The sequence below is a fragment of the Microbulbifer sp. MCCC 1A16149 genome, from assembly GCF_050368945.1.
Taxonomy (GTDB): domain Bacteria; phylum Pseudomonadota; class Gammaproteobacteria; order Pseudomonadales; family Cellvibrionaceae; genus Microbulbifer.
This window is the reverse complement of sequence record NZ_CP185959.1, coordinates 606,307-628,396: the sequence shown is the minus strand read 5'-3', so window position 1 is coordinate 628,396 and position 22,090 is coordinate 606,307. Positions and strand designations below refer to the sequence as shown.

At 56.9% G+C, this 22,090-nt stretch carries 20 protein-coding genes and 1 pseudogene; 9 read left to right on the top strand and 12 right to left on the bottom strand.

The window, feature by feature from the left end; all coding sequences use genetic code 11:
• Positions 1-136: 136 nt before the first annotated feature.
• The 3 genes from ACONT6_RS02690 to ACONT6_RS02680 are packed head-to-tail and all read right to left on the bottom strand — an operon-like array spanning position 137 to position 3,220.
• The gene (locus tag ACONT6_RS02690) at positions 137-1,261 is read right to left on the bottom strand and encodes an ABC transporter permease (RefSeq protein ID WP_428820300.1); all 1,125 of its coding nucleotides are present in this window, start codon (positions 1,259-1,261) and stop codon (positions 137-139) included.
• A complete protein-coding gene (locus ACONT6_RS02685; RefSeq protein WP_428820299.1) occupies positions 1,258-2,211 on the bottom strand; it encodes an ATP-binding cassette domain-containing protein in 954 nt (317 codons plus the stop codon). The genes ACONT6_RS02690 and ACONT6_RS02685 overlap by 4 nt, the downstream gene beginning before the upstream one ends.
• Positions 2,195-3,220 (bottom strand): HlyD family secretion protein, encoded by a 1,026-nt coding sequence (locus tag ACONT6_RS02680; RefSeq protein ID WP_428820298.1) that lies wholly within the window; start codon positions 3,218-3,220, stop codon positions 2,195-2,197. Before ACONT6_RS02680 ends, ACONT6_RS02685 begins: the two co-directional genes overlap by 17 nt.
• A gap of 512 nt (positions 3,221-3,732) precedes the next feature.
• On the opposite strand from ACONT6_RS02680, the gene ACONT6_RS02675 reads away from it, so the two are divergent.
• From ACONT6_RS02675 to ACONT6_RS02640, 8 genes are all read left to right on the top strand, one after another.
• Positions 3,733-4,326: a helix-turn-helix transcriptional regulator gene (locus ACONT6_RS02675; RefSeq protein WP_181254136.1), complete on the top strand. Its 594-nt coding sequence runs from the start codon at positions 3,733-3,735 to the stop codon at positions 4,324-4,326.
• Complete coding sequence (locus ACONT6_RS02670; RefSeq protein ID WP_428820297.1) at positions 4,323-4,814, top strand: curli production assembly/transport protein CsgE; 492 nt, start codon at positions 4,323-4,325, stop codon at positions 4,812-4,814. The genes ACONT6_RS02675 and ACONT6_RS02670 overlap by 4 nt, the downstream gene beginning before the upstream one ends.
• The gene (locus tag ACONT6_RS02665) at positions 4,814-5,233 is read left to right on the top strand and encodes a curli assembly protein CsgF (protein WP_428820296.1); all 420 of its coding nucleotides are present in this window, start codon (positions 4,814-4,816) and stop codon (positions 5,231-5,233) included. The genes ACONT6_RS02670 and ACONT6_RS02665 overlap by 1 nt, the downstream gene beginning before the upstream one ends.
• A gap of 125 nt (positions 5,234-5,358) precedes the next feature.
• The gene (locus tag ACONT6_RS02660; RefSeq protein WP_428821474.1) at positions 5,359-6,222 is read left to right on the top strand and encodes a CsgG/HfaB family protein; all 864 of its coding nucleotides are present in this window, start codon (positions 5,359-5,361) and stop codon (positions 6,220-6,222) included.
• Between the two features lie 57 nt (positions 6,223-6,279).
• Entirely contained in the window at positions 6,280-6,834 is a 555-nt protein-coding gene (locus tag ACONT6_RS02655; protein WP_428820295.1) for a hypothetical protein, read from the top strand.
• A gap of 117 nt (positions 6,835-6,951) precedes the next feature.
• Complete coding sequence (locus tag ACONT6_RS02650; protein ID WP_428820294.1) at positions 6,952-7,812, top strand: hypothetical protein; 861 nt, start codon at positions 6,952-6,954, stop codon at positions 7,810-7,812.
• Positions 7,813-8,343: 531 nt separating this feature from the next.
• A complete protein-coding gene (locus ACONT6_RS02645) occupies positions 8,344-9,219 on the top strand; it encodes a hypothetical protein (RefSeq protein ID WP_428820293.1) in 876 nt (291 codons plus the stop codon).
• Positions 9,220-9,342: 123 nt separating this feature from the next.
• Complete coding sequence (locus tag ACONT6_RS02640) at positions 9,343-10,239, top strand: hypothetical protein (protein ID WP_428820292.1); 897 nt, start codon at positions 9,343-9,345, stop codon at positions 10,237-10,239.
• A 68-nt stretch (positions 10,240-10,307) separates the two neighbouring features.
• Here the strand turns inward: ACONT6_RS02640 and greA are convergent, their stop codons facing one another.
• The 7 genes and pseudogenes from greA to dapB all read right to left on the bottom strand — a co-directional run bounded on the left by greA (position 10,308) and on the right by dapB (position 18,997).
• On the bottom strand, positions 10,308-10,784 hold the full coding sequence (gene greA / locus ACONT6_RS02635; RefSeq protein WP_428820291.1) for a transcription elongation factor GreA: 477 nt from the start codon (positions 10,782-10,784) through the stop codon (positions 10,308-10,310).
• A 156-nt stretch (positions 10,785-10,940) separates the two neighbouring features.
• Positions 10,941-14,171: a carbamoyl-phosphate synthase large subunit gene (gene carB, locus ACONT6_RS02630; RefSeq protein WP_428820290.1), complete on the bottom strand. Its 3,231-nt coding sequence runs from the start codon at positions 14,169-14,171 to the stop codon at positions 10,941-10,943.
• A gap of 69 nt (positions 14,172-14,240) precedes the next feature.
• Positions 14,241-15,377, bottom strand: coding sequence for a glutamine-hydrolyzing carbamoyl-phosphate synthase small subunit (gene carA, locus ACONT6_RS02625; protein WP_428821473.1), 1,137 nt, complete (start codon positions 15,375-15,377; stop codon positions 14,241-14,243).
• A 579-nt stretch (positions 15,378-15,956) separates the two neighbouring features.
• Positions 15,957-16,490: a YfiR family protein gene (locus ACONT6_RS02620; protein ID WP_428820289.1), complete on the bottom strand. Its 534-nt coding sequence runs from the start codon at positions 16,488-16,490 to the stop codon at positions 15,957-15,959.
• A 252-nt stretch (positions 16,491-16,742) separates the two neighbouring features.
• Positions 16,743-17,663: a 30S ribosomal protein S6--L-glutamate ligase gene (rimK, locus tag ACONT6_RS02615; protein WP_428821472.1), complete on the bottom strand. Its 921-nt coding sequence runs from the start codon at positions 17,661-17,663 to the stop codon at positions 16,743-16,745.
• Between the two features lie 84 nt (positions 17,664-17,747).
• Positions 17,748-18,149 (bottom strand): annotated as a pseudogene (locus ACONT6_RS02610) (ATP-dependent zinc protease family protein); the annotation flags it as partial.
• A 38-nt stretch (positions 18,150-18,187) separates the two neighbouring features.
• Positions 18,188-18,997 carry a 4-hydroxy-tetrahydrodipicolinate reductase gene (gene dapB, locus ACONT6_RS02605; protein WP_428821471.1) on the bottom strand — a complete coding sequence of 270 codons (810 nt, stop codon included), beginning with the start codon at positions 18,995-18,997 and terminating at the stop codon, positions 18,188-18,190.
• Between the two features lie 195 nt (positions 18,998-19,192).
• On the opposite strand from dapB, the gene ACONT6_RS02600 reads away from it, so the two are divergent.
• Positions 19,193-19,636, top strand: a complete 444-nt coding sequence (locus ACONT6_RS02600; protein WP_428820288.1) for a hypothetical protein — start codon at positions 19,193-19,195, stop codon at positions 19,634-19,636.
• 69 nt (positions 19,637-19,705) lie between these two features.
• Here the strand turns inward: ACONT6_RS02600 and ACONT6_RS02595 are convergent, their stop codons facing one another.
• Together ACONT6_RS02595 and galU are read right to left on the bottom strand one after the other, a co-directional pair.
• Positions 19,706-21,055, bottom strand: a complete 1,350-nt coding sequence (locus tag ACONT6_RS02595; RefSeq protein ID WP_428820287.1) for a phosphomannomutase — start codon at positions 21,053-21,055, stop codon at positions 19,706-19,708.
• Positions 21,056-21,892 (bottom strand): UTP--glucose-1-phosphate uridylyltransferase GalU, encoded by an 837-nt coding sequence (gene galU / locus ACONT6_RS02590; RefSeq protein WP_428820286.1) that lies wholly within the window; start codon positions 21,890-21,892, stop codon positions 21,056-21,058.
• Between the last annotated feature and the right edge of the window lie 198 nt (positions 21,893-22,090).

Genomic DNA, 22,090 nt, shown 5'->3' with positions numbered 1-22,090 from the left:
AGTCTTGTAGCGGTGCGGTGGCGTCCATTGCCACAAATCACAAAGAAGTGACTTCCGCCATCCTACCAAGGGTGACCGGCAGTTTGTGCAGGAAATCGATAACTGGAGGATTTTCGCGCCAACCCGTGAGCGGAAGTCAGTCCAGGCGCTTGCGGAAACGCGCTATGGCGAGGGTCATCATCAGCAGGATAAAGGCAATCAGCGCCAGCAGGTCTGGCCACAGCTCGAAGATACCCGCACCCCGCAACATCACACCGCGAATCAGGCGCAGGAAATGGGTTAACGGCAAAATCTCCGCTAGCCACTGTGCGGCCTTGGGCATGCCGTCAAACGGAAACATAAATCCAGAGAGCAGGATCGAGGGCAGGAACACGAAGAAGGTCATCTGCATGGCCTGGAACTGGGACTGGGCGCGGGTGGAGATCAGCAGCCCCATGGCCAGGTTGGCGAGGATCAGCAGCAGCGCGGCAATATACACATCCAGCAGGCTACCGCGGATGGGTACACTGAACAGCAAGGTACCCAGCAACAGGATCAGGCTGGTCTGGATCAGGCCGATCATGCCGTAGGGTAATACCTTGCCGATCATCAGCTCCGCGCTGCTCACCGGCGTGGCGATCAGCAATTCCATATTGCCCCGCTCCCGCTCGCGCACAATGGCCACCGAGGTAAACATCACCATGGTCATGGTGAGGATGATGCCGATCAAACCCGGCACGATGTTGATCGCCGATACCCGCTGGGGGTTATAAAAGCTCACAATGCTCACCGGCGCTTGCGGTAAAGGTACCGATGACTGCCGGTTGGGCTGGCTCGTATTATTTTCCGGCGGCGGTTCCCCGATGGGCACCTGCGCCAGTTGCGCCGCCGCGCTCTGCACCACCGTATCACTGCCATCCACCAATATCTGGATTGCCTGCTGGCCGTTCGCCAGACGGCGCTCGTAATCATAGGGAATCACGATACCGACACTGATCTTTCCCCGACGCAGCAGTTCCATCAATTGCTCCGGCGTCTCCGCCTGGGCGACCGGCTCGATCACCCCGGTTGCCAGCATATCCATCACCTGCTGGCGTGACGCACTGGTGCCCGACTGATCGGCAATGGCGGCAGGGAGATGGCGCAGGTTGAGGTTGATGGCATACCCGAACAGGGCCAGCTGCATGATCGGAATTCCCACGATCATGGCGAGGGTCATGCGGTCCCGACGCAATTGCCGGAACTCCTTGAGCAACACCGCGAACAACCGGCGGGCATTCACGAGTCTGCCCCGGTGCGCGCTTCCTGCTGATGTGTGGCCGCTACGAACACATCTTCCAGGCTGGGAGAGACTGGCGCCACCCTGGCATCCAGCTGCTGTGCGGCAAGTGCCCGCTCCACGCTCTGTTGGCTCGCCCGCCCGTCATCGATCAATACTCTCAGGCTGTTGCCAATCTGTGCAGCACTGATAACACCGGGCTCCGCAGACAGGACGCGCTTGGCATTTCGTTGCGTATCCGTCTCCACCAGCAGGGTACGCCCCTCCAGATCTTCAGTAAGTTCGCCCGGGCTGCCGTCGGCAACCAGGCGACCGCGGTCGAGAATGGCGAGGCGATGGCAGCGCTCCGCCTCATCCATATAGTGGGTGGATACCAGAATGGTGGTTCCGGCATCGGTGAGCTCGAACAATTTCTCCCAGAAGTCCCGTCGCGATTCCGGGTCCACCGCACTGGTGGGCTCGTCGAGAAACAGTAATTCCGGCTTGTGGATAACTGCGCCCGCCAGCGCCAGGCGCTGCTTTTGTCCGCCACTCATGGTACCGGCAAGCTGGTTTGCACGGTCTTCAAAATGGTATTCCGAAATCAGCTCGTCGATGCGTACGCGCGCCTTGCGCGATGACAGGTTCTGAACCGCCGCCAGAAATTCCAGGTTTTCGCGCACGGTGAGATCGGTAAACAGGGAGAATTGCTGGGTCATATAGCCGATGTGCTGGCGCAGGACTTCCGCCTGCTCGGGAATACGCAGCCCCAGCACTTCGATCTCGCCGGCAGTGGGCGTCAGCAGGCCACACAACATACGGATACTCGTGGATTTCCCCGATCCGTTGGGACCGAGAAAACCGTAGACCTGGCGCCGCCGTACCGTGAGCTCCACCTCGTCTACCGCTTTCAGCGATCCGAAGTGCTTGCTCATACCGCGCGCGCGGATGGCGATATTATTTTCCGACGTCATAGGCTTCTTCGCCGGTGTCCGCACTACCGGCAGCGGAATCTGTCTGCGGCGATTTCTCCGCACCCCGTGAAGACAAACTACGCCCGGCTGTCCCCTGTGCTCCCGAGGTAGAGAATTCCGCGCGCAGCGGAAGGCCCGCTGGCAGGCGTGCCGCATCCGTCTGTAACTGGATTTCGGCGATATAGCTGAGACGGGTGGCGTCGTCTCCGGTGAGTGCGTAGTACGGAGTAAAGCTCGGCTCATTGCGAACCATGCGCACCTTACCGGTAAATGGACCGAGCTTGTGGATGCCATCGTCCCCCTTACTCATGCCCTCCAGATAGACCTGCGCACCGCCGCCGACCTCCACATCCAGTCGCAGTGGTTGCGGGACATAGACCCGCGCGTAGGGGGTTTCTCCGGTCAGCATCACCACCAGGGATCCACCGAGAGGTGCCTGGTCACCGAGCTTGAACGGAATACTGTCGACAATGCCAGGCTGTGGCGCCGTTACCGTCAGTTTCTGCAGTAATGCGCGCCGCGCCTGCGCCTGCGCACGCGCTTCCGCCAGTGCAGCCTGTCCCTGCTCTATTTCCTCGATACGGGTACCGCGCTCCAGTTCCAGTAACTGTTCACGTGCACCGCGCACCTGAGCCTCGGCGCTTTCGGCCAAGGCCTGGGCGGCGTCGATATCGGATTGAGACGCATAGTTCTTTTTGCCCAGTGCCTGCAGGCGCCGGAAGTCCGCCTGGCGATCGCGCGCTTCCGCCTGCGCCGCCTCAAGCGCCGCTTGCGCGCGGGCTATTTCTTCCTCTCGCGGGCCGTCGTTCAGTTCCTCCAGCGCGGCAACCTGACGGGCCACCGCAGCCTCCGCAGCCTGCAACTCCGCGCGGGTAGTCTCTGGATCCAGCTGCAGCAATACCTGCCCTGCCACCACTCGCTCCCCTTCACGCACCCGGATATCGACGATTTTTTCGGCCACCGGGGCAGGCACGGCGATGCGGTCCCATTCCAGGGTTCCGAGGGTCACCGGTCCGCGATCGCTGCAAGCTGCAACAGCCAGAAAAAAAGTGGCGGTGAGAGTGCACCGAATACTATTTCTTATGAGTTTCCGCCTCACAGACTCGCTCTTCAATTTAACTACGCTTAAAAGTGGCAAATGAATGGAATTAGCTCCAACCGAACAGGTAAAGATTGTTCCTATATACGCCCGATTTGAGAAGAATATTTCCAAAAAACATAAAAATAGAAAGTCAGGCACAAAGCCTTCTTAAAAAATCGATTTTTAAGACAAAAAATTATGGGAAGACTGTCATCTTATTTGGCCGCCACCCCAAAAATCCCTACTACACTCCATACAAATTTCTCAAGGACTGAGATTTTTCACTTAAGCGGGTCGGCGCAAATTCCTCCAAACGGGCAAAACAACAAATCGCCCAGACCAAGAAGTAAAAACGGGGAATCTTAGGGGTCATTCAACCGTCGCGTCCCGCGAGGACTATCTCGTCCTGAGAAGGTTATGGGTCAATTATGGGGTAATCTATGCCGTTTCTCTTTTTGAGCGATACCGGCCTGCACGGGGACTTGATGTTCTCCCTCATCTCGGAATCACTGCCATTCAACTGGGAAAAATCGGATTTTGGAAAACAGAAGCACTGCCTGAAGACCTACGACGCCATCGTCGTGAATTGTTTCGCGCTAACGTCCAAATCGACTCCCAGTGCAGAATTCAATTACCTGAAAGGCATTGATCACTCACGGGTATTACTGATCAATGTGCCCAATGACCTGCCCGCGCACATCACCACGCCACTGGAAGAGAGAAAATTTACCTTCCTTTGCGACAGCCGTACCGGGCAGCAGGAGCTGATCCGCAAGCTTACATCGGGATTGCAGAACCCTCGATCACAGGCGGAGGGCGATTCCCGCTCACGACTGCTTCTTACCAAGCGCGAACAGCAGATTCTGACGCAGCTTACCACCGGCGAGCCCAACAGCATAATCGCCTCACGCCTGCATCTGAGCGAACACACCGTAAAAAACCACATGTACAACATCTTCCGAAAAATCGGGGTGAAGAATCGCCTGCAGGCCAGCAATTGGGCAAAGCTCAATTTGCAGATGGAAAAAATATGACAACCGCAAGCGCCTCGCGGCATACATGGTTTCCCGCTTCGCTGCTCTGCGCTCTGCTGGCGCTGAATCTGGCGCTGCCGGCAGAGAGTATCGCGCAGCAGGAGGATAGCGGTGCGCTGGAAGACACCGCGCCTTCGACCGACGACGATGCTGCGATCGAGGACGAAATCAGTGGTTTCAATATCGACCAGACCATCACCCGCACCGGACATGATTTTGCGCGGTTTATGAGCGAGTACCGCAACCTGAATTATCCGGACAGCGACTACAACCTGACGATCCAGGAAAGGCCCTCTGCCCGCTGGGGCAACCTGATCTGGATCACTTACAACAACAAAACCGTTTTTCGGCGGTTTATCAGCCCCAGTACTAACAATATCCGAGAGCTGGCGGAAGAAGCATCCCAGATGATTCATGAAATGGTGCTTCAGGAAAAAATCCGCGCAGCCTTCACCGACCACTTCGACTTAGGCAAGGATGAACTCTGATGGCAAACAATAAAGCAGCGCACCTGCTACTCGCCCCCTGTATCGCGCTATCCAGCAGCTTGGCACTGGGGACGGAGCTGGTATACGAGCCCCGCAACCCGAACTTTGGCGGCAACCCATTGAACGGTAGTTATCTTCTGCAGAACGCCCAATCCCAGGACGATCACGAGGACCCCAATAATCCCGCTGACCTGTATGAACAACCCAGCGCGCTCGATCGATTTACCGATTCCCTGGAGACCCGGCTACTTAACCAGCTGCTCACTGACGTGGGTAACGGCAATAGCGGCGAGCTGATCACCGACGACTTTATCGTCCAGATTGTCGATAACGACGGCGTGCTGACCGTATTGATTACCGACCGTGCCACGGGTGATAAAAGTGAAATCATCGTGAGCGGCCTGAACCCCACTAACTGATCCATAACACTCGAACAACCGACACCAAAATACACACAGGATATAAAGCCATCAGATCCCTATAGATGCACCCTGGACTGATCCGCAATTCCAAATAATCGCGAATAATACTGGAGACTAGCGTGATGTTTACTAGAGGTTCCAAACTCGTCACCGCCCTTACATTTATTGTTGCCATCAGTGGCTGTACTGCCGTCAAGGAAACCGGCGACGCCCTGTTTGGACCAGGGCGAGAAGAAGCCAAGCTGACTCCGCGAAATGCGACCTATCACGACCTGCTCAATTTGCCGCAACCCAAGGGCAAAATACTCGCGGCGGTGTATAACTTTCGCGACCAGACCGGTCAGTACAAGCCAGCACCTTCCAGCAGCTTCTCCACCGCCGTCACCCAGGGCGCTGCGTCGATGCTGATGAATGTTCTGAATGAATCCGGATGGTTTATTCCACTGGAGCGCGAGGGCCTGCAGAACCTGCTGACGGAGCGCAAGATTGTGCGCGCGGCACTGGCCAAACCCAACGCACCGGAGAACAACCCGATGCTGCCCTCGCTGGTCGCTGCAAATATCCTGCTGGAAGGCGGTATCGTTGCTTATGACACCAATATTCGCACCGGCGGCGCCGGAGCGCGCTACTTTGGTATCGGTGCCGACGAGCAGTACCGGGTGGATCAGATTACGGTAAACCTGCGCGCCGTAGATATTCGCTCCGGTCGCGTATTGCATTCCGTACTCACATCAAAAACTGTGTATTCGAAAGCGATCAGTGCAGATGTATTCCGCTATGTGAAATTCAAACGCTTGCTGGAAATAGAACTGGGCACCACCACCAACGAACCGGCCCAGCTCGCCATGTTATCGGCGATGGAGTCAGCAGTAATCCATCTCATCAGCCAGGGAATCATCAGTAACTCCTGGGCACTGGATAACCCGGACGATATCAATAACCCGGTATTGCAGTATTACCTGAATGAAAGTACCACCGTCCTTTAAGGTGGCAGAAGCTCCCGCTATAAAAACGCACGAATAAGTAAGTATAGAGATTTACCCATGGAAAAGAGTCCCGCTCAACCCGGATTGTGGATATTCCCGATCGCCTTGGTGACCGTATTTTCTACATCCCATACGGCCGTCGCACAGGAAGTCGGGGGCAGCTCCAGCGAGCTGTCAAGTATCAGTGAGCTGGACGCGCCTTTCGGCTTCTCGACGGCCAACATGGCAAACATTTACCAGGAAGGGAATTTCAACCATGTTTCGGCGCAGCAGCTGGGGACGGTGAATTTCCTCTCGATACAGCAGGTGGGCTTCAAGAACCTGTTGATTACCAACCAGGTTGGCGAGGGCAATAGCACCATTGCCACGCAAACGGGGGAGAGCAATATTGCCGCGCTACTGCAGGCCGGCTACGAGAATATTATTTTGCTGGAACAAATCGGTTATGCGCACAAAGCGGGCATCACCCAATACGGCGTGCGCAATTCGGCGAAAGTGGAGCAGATCGGATTGTCCCACAACGTGACCATCAACCAGCGCGGCAATGGATTGAGCACCGCAGTCACCCAGACCGGGGTATCCATGACCACCACCATCAATCAATACGATTAACGAAAAGACATGCCATGTGGGGTTCGCTCCTACCGGCTCGCTACAGAGGTAAACATGCCAGCTTTCAAACTATCAGACACGTATTCCCTCAAATTTTTTCGCTCCGGAATGGCAATCATGATGCTGTTCACCTGCCAGTGTATTACCGCTGAGGAAAATACCGTCTATCAGTACCAGGAGGGCCTGGATAACTTCGCCATCACCCAGCAACAGTTTGAAGCATCCAAAGAAAACACCTCCGACCAGGATCAGGAAGGCACACAGAACAGCGCATATGGCGAACAGAAGCAGGAAAGCGATAGCAGTATTCGGCAGAAGCAGGATGGCGCGTTTAATGACTCCCATGTTCAGCAGCAATACGGCAGCGACAACGATATTCACAACGTACAGGTTGGCGCAGAAAATAGCGCCACCACACTTCAGTCGGTGACTCATGAAAACCGCGCCCTGACCCGGCAAGTGGGCTTTGGCAACGAAGCCAGCATCACCCAATTGAGCGGTAACTTCAACGACGCCCGCATACACCAGGGCGGGATTGCCAACCGGGCCGACACGTCTCAGGACAGCGGGTTCTACGTGAAAAGTCACACGGAGCAACAGGGAAACGACAACAATGCAACGGCATCCCAAACCGGTGTGGGGCACTTTTCTGTCATCGCACAGGAAGGCGCATTTAACCGGGGACTGGTTCAGCAATCGGGGGCCCAACAGGAAGCGGATTTATTGCAGAGCGGTTTGGCAAACCAGTCCATCCTGCTACAGGACGATGATTACAATCAGGCCAGCACCAACCAGAGTGGCAACTTCAATCAAGTAGTGATTCAACAAAATGGCGTCTTTGGTCTGGGTGGCAGCCATCAATCGATTGTGAGCCAGGTTGGTTCGTTCAACGCTACCGCGATCTCGCAAACTGGCACCTCCTCCGACGCGACGGTTACCCAATTCGGCAATGGTAATTCCGTGTCACTTTCCCACTGATAACTACATTTTTGGATCTGGATGAAACGCTGCATCCACTTGCCTCCATTTTCCTCCCACGGCATTCCCATCTTCGTATAAAAAGCTTTCGACGACACCACTCTGTTATTCGGTTATGAATACGGGTTTTCCAGAGCTTTTCCTGATTAAAAAATGTACTTTCTTCCTAGTTTTTTATGACTTCCCTCCTATAGCGTCCCCCCTTCCCAGCAGCAACACTCAATAACAAGATGATCAAGTTTTAACCTTATTGATCATTTTTCAGCTCTCAACGTCGAGAGCATGGTGTTGGAGCAACCCCTTTCACTTACTGCTGACATTCGCTGACCAACGATCGAATGTATCGCTAGACCGTCCATGTCAGGGGAGCCCCGACCACGACTCAAACTTGGGAATGGAGTCCATCACAGGCAGGCGTATGACGCCAACCAACGACTTCTCCCTCACAGTTATGGTGCATTCAAGCGTGCCATAAATAATCAGCACCCCCGGGGCTGGTTGTACTTAACGTCCGAAGTAAAGGAGCAACTCATGAAGACGTTTTCCCCTATCGCTGCTGCCATCCTGCTGGCTGTAAGTGGTTCTGCTTTCGCTGCAAACAATACTGCAAACCTGACTCAGGTTGGTGTAGGTAACGGCGCAATCGCAGACCAGACCGGTCCGACTACCGATGACAACACTATCAATCAGGTTCAAGTGGGCTTCTTCAACGGTGCCTATGCGGAACAAGACGGCGAAAGCAACAGCCTGATCAACCAAACTCAGTTTGGCGCCGCCAATGGTGCTTTCTCTCTGCAAACCGGCGGTGCCTTCAACAGCGCTTCCATCTTCCAGGCTGGCGCAGTGAACGGTGCCGCCACTATCCAGGCGGCCTCTGCCCTCACCAGCGCCTCTATTACTCAGGTGGGCTTCCTGAACGGCGCCTTCTCTCTGCAACTGCTGAGCGCCCTGAGCTCAACTGACATCACTCAGGTTGGTATTGCCAACACCGCATCTGCCGTACAGGTGCTGAGCCTGCTGTCTTCCTCTGATATCTTCCAGTTCGGTATCGCGAACAACGCGGACTCCTTCCAGGTTGGTATTCTGAACTCTTCCAGCATGACTCAGCTCGGTGTTGGCAACGATGCGGACACCCGTCAGATCGGTCTGCTGAATGATGCAGATATCCTGCAAGTTGGCCTCGGTAACGAAGCAGACGTATCTCAGTTGGGCCTGGGTAACTCCGGTAGCACTACTCAGGTAGGTCTGTTCAACGACAGCTACATCGGCCAGATTGGTGTTGGCTTGACTGCCACCACCGTTCAGCTGGGTGGATTCAACAACGTACTCGTTGGCCAGATTGGCCTGGGTGATACCGCAACCTCTCTGCAGGTTGGCTTCGGCAACAACGGCCTGATTCTGCAGTAATCCTGCGATCGCGCTTTGAGAAATGGGCGGCCTACCCGGCTGCCCATTTCTTTCCTCGATGTAAACGTCAGCAATTCACATATTTCAAAATTCCTTTCGTAGTTTTGGAGTGAAGGAGTTAACGTGAAATCTCTCATTCCTGCCCTCATTCCCGGTCTCATACCTGCAAGTGCAGCAGCGCTACTCGCATTCAGTTGTGCTTCCTGGGCTGACAACAACACAGCGATCCTTATCCAAACCGGAAACGGCAATAACGCCGTCATCGACCAGACCGGGATGGAAGGAAGTTTTATCGTCAAGATTCAGCAAGGTGCACTCAATGAGAGCAGCACTCAGATTGCATCCTTGGGCGGCAAGATTCACCACGAGCAGATCGGGCAGTTCAACAGTGCGTTTTCCCTGCAACTAGGGGGAGAAGGCAATACCAGTACTATTTTCCAGCTTGGACAGGGCAACTGGGGTAGTACTTTCCAGGTGGACACCGTCAACAGTGATGCCATCATTTCCCAGGTTGGCAACAGTAACACTGCGAATATTTTGCAGTTTGGCGGCAGCGATAACCTGGCGACCATTACGCAAGTTGGCAGTCTCCACAACGGTTTGATTGGCCAGTACGGCGCCACGGATTCCGATGCGCATATCCTGCAGTTTGGTACTGCCCAGGTGGCCACCATTACCCAGACGGGGACCGGCCATCTCTCTACGATCAACCAGAGCGGGATTGCCAACTCTGCCCATACGGTACAATTCGGTCAGTACAACAATTCCGATATTATGCAAAATGGGATAGGAAACGCGGCATATGTCTCGCAGACTTCAAGTTACAACTCGTCTCTGGTTACTCAGGACGGCGTTGCTAACAATGCGATGGTGCTGCAAGAAGGAGTACTTGGTGGGAACTCGGCGATTGTGAACCAGCAGGGTATTCTCAACCAGGCTTACATCAGTCAATCTTCCGCATCAAACTCGGCAACGATTACGCAGATTGGCGTTGGCAATGAGGCGAACGTTTTGCAGTGATTATTTGCTTATCAAAAATAAAAAAGGCGGCCACTGGCCGCCTTTTTATTGATAGGGAGTAAGAGAACTCAAATATGTTCGACCGAGTCAATCTCATACTCCACCGCACCGGAGGGGGTATTAACTACCACAATATCCCCTTCCTCCTTGCCAATCAGCGCGCGGGCAATGGGAGAATTGACCGAGATCTTCTTGTTCTTCACGTCGGATTCATCGTCACCCACAATTTTGTAGGTTACTTCCGAGTCATCCTCCATATGGATGATGGTCACGGTAGTGCCGAAAATTACCTTACCGGACGGCTCGATGGCTTTAACATCAATGACCTGGGCCAGCGAGAGCTTGCCTTCGATTTCCTGGATACGTCCTTCGATAAAGCCCTGTTTTTCACGGGCAGCGTGATACTCGGCATTCTCTTTGAGGTCGCCGTGCTCACGGGCCTCGGCAATGGCCTGTACCACCGCCGGGCGCTGTACTTTTTTCAGGTCATCAAGTTCTGTGCGCAGGGCTTCTGCGCCCTCGACAGTCATAGGTACTCGGTTCACAGGAACCTCCACAATCTCAGTTTTTCACGGTAATCCAGAATGAGCCGGAATTACTCGCGACGTTATTTTGCTGTATTTCTTTAACGAAAAAGCTCCGCCAAACAGCGGAGCTTTTTCAGGTGGCGACACCGGAGTACCGCCGATATAAACGCTCGATCAGTCTTGCAGACGCACTACACGCTGGTGCAGTTCCTGCAGGCTGCGCACCTGGTGCGGCTCGGCAATTTGCATTGCCATCGCCATGGCGCGGGCCGCGGCCAGGGTTGTGGTGTAGCAAACCTGGTGGTTCTCGGCACTGCGACGGATATCCGCAGAATCGCGAATGGCCTGGCGCCCTTCAGTGGTATTCACCACCAGCGCAATCTCGTCGTTTTTGATCATATCGACGATATGCGGACGACCTTCGCTCATCTTGTTTACCGTTGTAACGGTAATATCCGCTTCTTGCAAGACCTTGGCGGTACCGCGGGTAGCCACCAGGTCGAAACCGAGACCAGACAGCTCGCGCGCCACGTCCACAACACCCGGCTTGTCTACATCGCGCACGGAAATGAATACCTTGCCGGACTCCGGCAGTGCATCGCCGGCACCGATCAGGCCCTTATCAAAGGCTTCGGCGAAGCTTTCGCCAACGCCCATCACCTCACCGGTGGACTTCATTTCCGGGCCGAGAATCGGGTCGACCTTGGGGAACTTGTTGAACGGGAATACAGACTCCTTCACGGAGTAGTAGTCCGGCACGATTTCACTGGTAAAGCCCTGATCTGCCAGGCTGATGCCCGCCTGACAGCGCGCGGCGATCTTCGCCAGCGAGGTGCCAATACATTTGGAGACAAAGGGTACCGTACGGGAAGCGCGCGGGTTTACTTCGATCACGTAGATCTCGCCGTCCTGGTAGGCCAGCTGGGTGTTCATCAGGCCCACAACGCCGAGTTCACGGGCCATGCCCTTGACCTGTTCGCGCATCTGGTCCTGCACGTCCGCCGGCAGGCTATAGGGCGGCAGGGAGCAGGCGGAGTCACCGGAGTGTACACCACACTGTTCAATGTGCTGCATGATGGCGCCAATCACCACATCCTGGCCATCGGAAACCGCGTCGATATCCACCTCGATGGCGGAGTGCAGGAAGTGATCCAGCAGTACCGGTGCTTCGTCGGAAACCTCTACGGCTTCCTTCATGTAGGTCTTGAGTTCGTCTTCCTTGTAGACGATTTCCATGGCACGGCCACCGAGCACGTAGGACGGACGCACCACCAGCGGGTAGCCCACTTCCTTCGCTTTCTGGATGGCTTCGTACTCGGAGCGCACGATGGCGTTCTGCGGCTGCTTGAGGCCGAGGCGCATGATCATCTGCTGGAAGCGCTCGCGGTCTTCCGCGCGGTCGATCTGCTCCGGCGTGGTGCCGATAATGGGCACACCCTCATTGGCCAGGAAGCGCGCCAGGTTCAGCGGCGTCTGACCACCAAACTGTACGATCACGCCCTCCGGCTTTTCCTTGCGCACGATTTCCAGAACGTCTTCCAGGGTCACCGGCTCGAAGTACAGGCGATCGGAAGTATCGTAATCGGTGGAAACCGTCTCCGGGTTACAGTTGACCATAATGGTCTCGTAACCGTCTTCGCGCATGGCGAGTGCCGCGTGTACGCAGCAGTAGTCAAACTCGATGCCCTGGCCAATGCGGTTGGGACCGCCGCCGAGCACCATGATTTTCTTCTTGTCCGACGGCTCTGCCTCACACTCTTCATCGTAGGTGGAGTACATGTAGGCAGTGCTGGTGGAGAACTCGGCCGCACAGGTATCCACACGCTTGTAGGACGGGAACACGCCCAGCTTGTGGCGGAATTCACGCACGGTTTTCTGGCTCACGCCCAGCAGGTCGGCGAGGCGCTTGTCGGAGAAACCTTTGCGCTTGAGGAAGCGCATGGTCTTTGCGTCCAGCGCAGAAGTCGGCATGGACTTGAGCGGCTCTTCGATATCCATCAGTTCCTTGATCTGCACCAGGAACCAGGGATCGATGCCGGAAAGCTCGTAGACCTCGTCGATGCTCATACCCATTCGGAAGGCATCGCCCACATACCAGATGCGCTCGGCACCGGGCACGGACAGTTCGCGGCGCAGGTTCTCCATGGAGCCCACTTCCGACGGGTCGAGCTTTGGCTCGAAACCGAAGGATCCCACTTCCAGGCCGCGCAGGGCTTTCTGCATGGACTCCTGGAAGTTGCGGCCGATGGCCATGACTTCACCCACGGATTTCATCTGGGTGGTCAGGCGCGCGTCGGCTTCACCGAATTTCTCGAAGGTGAAGCGCGGAATTTTGGTAACGACGTAGTCGATGGACGGCTCGAAGGAAGCCGGGGTAGCGCCACCGGTAATGTCGTTCTGTAGTTCGTCGAGGGTGTAGCCTACCGCGAGCTTGGCAGCCACCTTGGCGATCGGGAAACCGGTCGCCTTGGAAGCCAGCGCTGAGGAGCGGGAAACCCGCGGGTTCATCTCGATCACCACCATGCGGCCGGTTTTCGGATCCATACCGAACTGCACATTGGAACCGCCGGTTTCCACACCGATCTCACGCAATACCGCGATGGATGCGTTACGCATCAGCTGGTATTCCTTGTCGGTAAGGGTCTGTGCCGGAGCCACGGTGATGGAGTCACCGGTGTGCACGCCCATGGGGTCGAAGTTCTCGATGGCACACACAATGATGCAGTTGTCGTTCTTATCGCGAACAACCTCCATCTCGTACTCTTTCCAGCCGAGCAGGGATTCGTCGATCAGCAGCTCATTGGTGGGAGACAGGTCGAGGCCGCGTTTGCAGATTTCCTCGAACTCCGGCCAGTTGTAGGCCACACCGCCGCCGGAACCACCCATGGTGAAGGACGGGCGGATAATGACCGGGAAACCGAATTCTTCCGGCACTTTTTTGGCTTCGTCCATCGTGTGGACGATCTTGGCGCGCGGGGTTTCCAGGCCGATCGCCTTCATCGCCTTGTCGAACAGGTCGCGGTCTTCCGCTTTTTCGATGGCGTTTTTATCCGCACCGATCAGCTCACAGCCGAACTTTTCCAGTACACCGTGCTTATCCAGAGCCAGCGCGCAGTTCAGCGCGGTCTGTCCGCCCATGGTGGGCAGGATGGCGTCCGGGCGTTCTTTTTCGATGATCTTGGCGACCGTCTTCCACTCCACCGGCTCGATGTAAGTGGCATCCGCCATGGCCGGGTCGGTCATGATGGTGGCCGGGTTGGAGTTCACCAGGATGACCCGGTAACCCTCTTCGCGCAGAGCCTTACAGGCCTGGGCGCCGGAGTAGTCGAACTCACAGGCCTGACCGATGACGATGGGGCCAGCGCCGATGATCAGAATGCTTTGAATGTCTGTGCGTTTTGGCATCTTTCTTCCGTATCTAGCCGGCCGCGGCCGGTGGATCAAATTCTGGTCTTGGGAGTCGGGAGCGCCGGGTTAGCGGCGCGCTTCCATCATCTCGATAAACTGGTCGAACAGCGGCGCCACGTCGTGTGGGCCCGGGCTCGCTTCCGGGTGGCCCTGGAAGCTGAACGCCGGCTTGTCCTTCAGGCGGATGCCCTGCAGGGTGCCGTCGAACAGGGACTTGTGGGTGATTTCCACATTGTCAGGCAGGGAGTCCATGTCCACCGCAAAACCGTGGTTCTGGGCGGTGATCATCACCTTGGTGCTGTTCAGGTCCTGAACCGGATGGTTGCCACCGTGGTGGCCGAATTTCATTTTTGCGGTCTTGGCGCCGACCGCCAGGCCCAGCAGCTGGTGTCCCAGGCAGATTCCATAGGTGGGCAGGCCGGTATCGAGAATTTCCTGGATCGCCTTGATGGCGTAATCACAGGGCTCGGGGTCGCCGGGGCCGTTGGACAGGAATACGCCGTCGGGATTCATCGCCAGCACTTCAGAGGCCGGGGTCTCTGCGGGCACCACGGTGATGTTGCAGCCGCGGTCCACCAGCATGCGCAGGATGTTGCGCTTCACACCGAAATCGTAGGCCACCACTTTGTAGGGCTGAGCCGCCGGTGCCGGCTTGTGGCCCTGACCCAGCTCCCAGGTGCCTTCGTTGAAATCGTACTTCTCTTTGGTGGAAACCACCTTGGCGAGATCCATGCCCTTGAGGCCGGCGAACGCTTTGGCCTGGGCCAGTGCCGCATCCTTGTCGATGTTGTCACCGACCACGATGCAGCCGCTCTGGGCGCCTTTATCGCGCAGGATCCGGGTCAGGCGGCGGGTATCGATATCTGCAATCCCGACGATATTGCGCGCCTTGAGGTAATCCTCCAGGGACTGCTCGCTGCGGAAGCTGCTGGCCAGCAGGGGCAAGTCGCGGATTACCAGGCCGGCAGACCAGATCTCGGCACACTCTTCGTCTTCAGAGTTGGTACCGGTGTTGCCGATATGTGGATAAGTCAGGGTGACGATCTGACGGGCATAGGACGGGTCTGTCAGGATCTCCTGATATCCAGTCATGGAGGTATTGAAGACTACCTCGCCAACAGTTGAGCCGTCGGCGCCGATGGCGCGACCGTAAAACTCACTGCCATCGGCGAGCACCAGCAGTGCCGGGGTGGTGCTGGGCATCAGGGATTCCGGCGTGGGAACAGCGTTGTTCAATTCAATCTCCAGTCGTCTAGAACAGCTTCCGGGCGGGGTGAGAGGGCGCGCTTTTGCAGGCGCGGCCAGTGCAGTTTCAGGTGTAACCTGTTACCGGATGCCTTTTATAAAAAAGCGAGATGAAACAGCTGCTTCATCTCGCTTTTTTATAAGGTTATTCACGGTTGGCTCACTGAGGCTTTCACCTGGGCTCTCACTGTGTGGCCGGGCAGCCAGTTAAGGGCTAAGCGGGCGGGATATTCCGCCACTTCCGGCACTTTAAAAAGCTTGGGAGCCACGGGCCCTGCGACCGGATCTGGAGGAGAATAGAACCTCCCGACAGATCTAAACGGGGGCGGGCAACTAAGGTGGGACCTTCCCAAGCCGGGCGCAGATTCTACGGGAAATCGGCACTGATCGCCAGTACAAATTTGCGCCATATGGTGTATTTAGCGCACTTCACACACCGCTCCACGCCCGGGGCCAACACCGGCCTGAGACGGAAGCGCTCAATGCGCGGGAATCGGCCGCTTACACCCCGAATGGGGTTGCGGCTAGCGGCAACAGTCAGTTCACCTGGCGGCTCAGACGAAACAGACTGTTGCCCATTTTCAGCTCCGCCCGGTCCAGTCGGGTTTTGTTCAGCTGCAGTGCCATATCTGCCCCGCTACCCGCAAACTCGACCATGCCGCCGAGAATCGCGAAGCGGTTGACGTCACTCACGGTCAACACCGGGAAAAACTCCAGGGCTCCCACCGCCTTTGCCATCCGCTCCGCGTCCATGTCGCCCATCACCACGATCTGGCAACTGCGCGCGCGCAGCATCTCGCCATCGTTGACCTGTTCCAGCGACACCATACGCCCCTGCACCCGGTGCCGGTGCAACCGGGCGGTCAGCGGCGCCACCAGTTCATCGTCCCCCATCACACAGATCCGGAAAGGGGCACCGGCACCATTGAACACCTCGATAGGCCACTGCAGGTGATGGGCGAAGTGGACGATGTAATCGACCATAACCTTGCGCCCCAGGTCGGTATCGGAAAGATGCCCCGAAGCCTCGGCGCGCAGGGACGGTGACAGCGAGACACACAGCGCCAGCAACAGGCTAGCCGCGGCGCGAAGGGTTCCAGGAGAATACAGGCGACGCCACCTGCCGCGAACGCGGACTATTGGGCAGGAAATACTCGTGAAAACTGACTTCAACATCTTTGGGGGTCACCGGCGCACTTGAAAGTGTCCCGCAGCCGGCGAATGGCTACAGGGCTACCCCAAGGTTAGTACCGGCCCCTGCCACCCACCATGGATGAGCGGCAGCGGCGCGCCAGAATATGGCGCGGGAACGGAACCCCTGAATCAGTCAGTAGATTGGGGCTCCACCGGGGTGATTGCCGGGCGCCATTTGAGCGCCTTTTCGATCGCCAGAATCATGGATCCCGCCACATCCTTGCGGGTGGCGCTCTCGATCCCTTCAAGCCCCGGCGAGGAGTTCACCTCCAGCAGCAGCGGCCCTTTCTTGGAGCGGATAATATCCACACCCGCGACTTTCAGGCCCAGCACCTTGGCCGCCTTGATCGCCAGCTTGCGCTCCTCCGGCAGGATTTTCACCACAGATGCGGTACCGCCCTGATGGATGTTGGCGCGAAACTCACCCGGCGCAGCCTCGCGCTGGATGGCGGCAAACACCTTGCCGTCCACCACAAACAGGCGCAGGTCCTTACCCTGGGCCTCGCGAATAAACTCCTGCACCAGCAGGTTCACTTTCAATGATTTGAAAGCATTGATCACGGACTCCGCAGCCTTGCGGGTTTCTGCCAGCACTACCCCGCGGCCCTGTGTACCTTCCAGCAGCTTTACGATCAGCGGCGCACCGCCCACCATTTCGATCAGCTCATTGGTATCCATGGGCGAGTTGGCAAAACCGGAAATCGGGATATTCAATCCGCCCTCCTGCAGCAACTGCAGCGAGTAGAGTTTGTCCCGGGATTGGCTAATGGCCGCAGCACCATTCAACGCATACACCCCCATGCTCTCAAAGTGGCGAGTCAGGGCACAGCCGTAGAACGTCATACTCGGCCGGATACGCGGGATGATGGCGTCCAGATTATTCAGGATTCGACCGTCGCGGTAGTGCACCTCCGGGTCGGCGGAATCCAGTTTCATGTAGCACTGGCGAATATTCAGGAAAGTCATGCGGTGACCGCGCTCGGCACCGGCCTCCATGATCCGCTGGTTGCTGTACAGATCCGGATTGGACGCCAGCACGCCAATACGCAGGCCGGTGCCGGCCATATGGTGCTCGTCGTGGTAGTACTCCTCCAGCTGGCTCGGTGGCATTTCACCGAGACAAAAGCTCTCGGAGGGGTCCACCAGCATGCGCCCCATCATCGCCTCGCGGCCGAGCAGCATGCGATACCCCATGGAGTCGCGGTTGGTCAGGGTGAGCTCGATATCCCACACACTCCCGCCGATACTGATAGCGGTTCTGATCACCAGGCGCTTTTCGGAATCACCGGAGGAACTACGCACCGTGCGCTTGTCCAGCACGCGCGCTTCGCAACGCACCCGCGGGCGGCGCAGGTTCTGCAGCGGGTGCGCCTCAAAACTCACCCAGGGCTCACCGCCGCGATTGAATTGCTGGATGTTGTACGCATGCAGACAAGAGGTCTTGGCTCCGGAGTCGACCCGCGCCTTGATGGCGGGAATTCCCAACCCGGGAAATGCACACCACTCTTCACTGCCAACGATGATTTTCTTTTCCAAGCAAATGCTCCTAAAAAATTGGCTCAGTTACCCAAATGTCACTTTAAAGCCAGAACATCGCGCATGTCGTAACGACCCGCTGCGCGACCATTTAACCAGACCGCAGCGCGCACGGCACCGCGGGCAAATGCCAGACGACTGCTGGCCTTGTGGGTAATTTCAATGCGCTCGCCATCGGCGAGAAAAGAAACCGTGTGCTCTCCCACCACGTCGCCACCGCGCACGGTGGCAAAACCGATGGTCTCGCGCTCGCGGGCACCGGTCTGTCCTTCGCGGCCATATACAGCCACCTTGGACAGGTCACGGCCGAGGGTGTCGGCAATGACCTCACCCATACTGAGCGCGGTGCCGGATGGGGCATCCACCTTGTGGCGGTGGTGGGCTTCGACGATCTCGATATCCACATCGTCGCCCAGTACCCGTGCCGCGGTTTCCAGTAAGTTAAAGCACAGATTCACCCCGGTGGAAAAGTTGGTGGCGAAACACAGCGGGGTCTTGTCCCCGGCGCTCAACATCTGTTCTTTCTGGTCCGCGTCGAATCCGGTGGTGCCGATCACGATGGCCTTGCCCTGCTCGGCACAGTAGGCCGCATTGTCGATGGTGGCCAGGGGTGCGGTGAAATCGATCAGCACGTCGAAGTCCGCCTGCTCCAGGCTATCGACAATGGCGAGGCCATTGCGCCCCAGGCCGGCAACCTCACCGGCATCCGCGCCCACCAGGCTGGACCCGGGACGCACGATGGCCGCAGACAGCTTTGCGGTGCCATCCTGTTCTGACTGCGCCAGGGCCTCCGCCAGTACCCGGCCCATGCGGCCGCCAAATCCTGTGATTGCTACTTTTACTGCCATATCCACCGCCATTGCTGCTCTCCTTCGGGCCGGGCTTGAAAGGCGCGGATTCTACCCCGGTTTCCATTGCCGACAATACCAAAACCCAGCGGACTCACGCCCACCAACATAACAGACCACTGACCGCCGAGTACGCCTTGCGGCGCCCCATTCCTCTACTAGGCTTTAAATATTCCGTAGATTGGAGCGCCAACCATGTCCCCCGAGTCTCGCCACCCGTTCTGGTCCTCATTTTGCGCGGCACTGTTCGCCCTTCTGCTATTCACCGTGATATCCACCGGCAAGGCAGTGGAAAACTCCGGCCTCGGCAGTGACTTCTGGGAAAAATACGATGACATTGCCGACTGGGTCTCCCTGCGCCTGAAACTCACGCCAGAGCAAGAGGACAAGGCACTACCGCTAATGGAGAAGAACTTCGAGCTGCAGCTGAATATTCTCGAGGACTACGGTTTCGCCCGCGGCAAGATGCCCAAGCTGACGCGGGAACAGAAAGAGGAACTGGACGCGAAAATCATTGCCGTGCGCGCCGCAACGCGGGTGGAAATGGTAAAGATCCTGAATGCAGAGCAGCTGGAAGAACTGAAAAAGATCCAGCAGGAATACCACGAAGAATTCCGGCGCAGGCTTAATAAAAACTGACAGGCAATAAATAGAAAAGGCGAGGAGAGGATAACCGGGAGCGCAGGCGCACTCCCGGCAAGCACGGCATTAACCGCGAATCAGCGCAAGCAACTCTTCGGTCTTGGCTTTCATCAGGGCTTCATCCCCACGGGATTCCACATTCAGGCGCACAACCGGCTCGGTGTTGGACATACGCAGGTTGAAACGCCACTCGTCAAAGGCGACGCTCAGCCCATCCACGTGTTCCACACTGACAGCATCCGCGGCATATTTTTCTTCCGCCGCTTGCAGCAGCGCCTTGGGATCTTCCACTTTGGAATTGATCTCGCCGCTGCACGGGAAGGCAGCCATGCGCTCACCCACCAGCTGTGACAGAGACTTGCCACTGCGGCTCACCAGCTCCGATACCAACAGCCAGGGGATCATGCCGCTATCACAGTAGGCAAAATCGCGGAAATAATGATGCGCGCTCATCTCGCCACCATAAATGGCATCTTCCTTGCGCATGCGCTCCTTGATAAAGGCGTGGCCGGTTTTACTCTGTACCGGTTGGCCACCAGCGTTCTTGACGATATCTTCGGTATTCCAGGTCAGGCGCGGGTCGTGTACCACTTTGGCACCGGGGTGCTTGACCAGGAAGGCTTCCGCCAGCAGGCCCACCACGTAATACCCTTCGATAAATTCACCGTTCTCGTCGAAGAAGAAACAGCGGTCAAAGTCCCCATCCCAGGCGATACCAAAATCCGCGCCGCTTTCGCGCACCGCTGCCGCAGTGGATTCGCGGTTTTCCGGCAGGATCGGGTTGGGGATACCATTGGGGAAGTTGCCGTCCGGCTCGTGGTGCACGCGCACAAATTCCAGCGGCAGGCTCGGGGCCAGTGCATCGACTACTGCGCCCGCGCCACCATTACCGGCATTGACTACCAGCTTCAGCGGTTTCAGTTCAGCGACATCCACATAACCCAGCAGGTGTTTTACGAAATCCTCGCGATGGGCAAAGGTGTGCAGGTCACCGCGCTTTTCCACCGCGGCAAAATTGTTTTCTTCCGCCATGCGCTTGATGTCCAGCAGGCCGGTGTCGCCACTGATCGGGCGCGAGCCGGAGCGCACAAACTTCATGCCGTTGTAATCCATCGGATTGTGGCTTGCGGTCACACAGATACCGCCGTCAAAGTCACCGTGGAAAGTGGAGAAATAAATCTCCTCGGTGCCACACTCGCCAATGTGGTAGACGTCGGCACCCGCATCGCGCAGGCCGTTGGCCAGGGCATCGGTCAGCTCCCCACTGGTCAGGCGGATATCGTGGCCAACCACAACCCGGCGGGCGTCGAGAAACTGGGCAAAGGCGCGCCCCACTCGATAGGCGACGTCGGTGTTCAGTTCATCGGGCACACGGCCGCGCAAATCGTAGGCTTTAAAACAGGTTAATTCAGACATTCAGCCCTTCTCCCCAGGTAAATAGACATTCTTATAAACGTAATTGGTCGCTTCGATAAAACCGTCGACCGATCCACAGTCGAAACGGCGCCCCCTGAAGCGATAGGCCAGCACGCAGCCGCGCTTGGCCTGGGTCAGTAACGCATCGGTGATCTGCACCTCACCATTCTTGCCCGGCGGTGTCTCGCGGATCAGATCGAAAATATCCGGTGTCAGCACATAGCGACCGATGATCGCCATGTTGCTCGGCGCATCTTCCGCCTTGGGCTTTTCCACCATATCGGTGACCTGATACAGGCCTGGCTTGATTTCATTGCCGGCGATAACCCCGAACTTGTGAATCTGATCCTCCGGCACCTCTTCTACTGCAACAATGCTGCAGCGAAACTGTTTATACAGTTGCACCATCTGCCCCAGCACACCCAGCTCGTCGTTCAGGCACAGGTCGTCGGCCAGCACCACTGCAAACGCCTCGTCGCCGATCAGGCGCTGGCCCTGCAGGATCGCATCTCCCAAACCGCGCATTTCCCCCTGGCGGGTATAGGAGAAGCTGGCGCTGTCGATGACCTGGCGCACGCTATCCAGCGCGCGCTCCTTGCCGGTTCCGGCAATCTGGTGCTCGAGTTCGAAGTTGGTGTCGAAATGATCTTCGATGGCGCGTTTACCGCGTCCGGTGACAAAACCAATCTCGGTGAGGCCGGCTTCAATGGCCTCCTCTACCCCGTACTGCACCAGAGGTTTGTTCACCAGCGGCAACATTTCCTTGGGCATCGCCTTGGTTGCGGGCAGGAAGCGGGTTCCATACCCTGCAACCGGGAACAGGCATTTTTTCAGCATGACATCCCTCTCTGGACTTCGCGATCGGCGCCATCCCGCGCCGATTTTCGGCAACTTATCACAAAAGTATGGCAAGAATCAGTCCAAGCGCGCGATCACTTGTGACTGCTTCCAACCCAGTAGTGGCGCGCCCCGCAAACGGTCAAGGGCTAATTGGGACAGTTCTGGTCACAAAAAGGGTTATGACTGACTGGACAA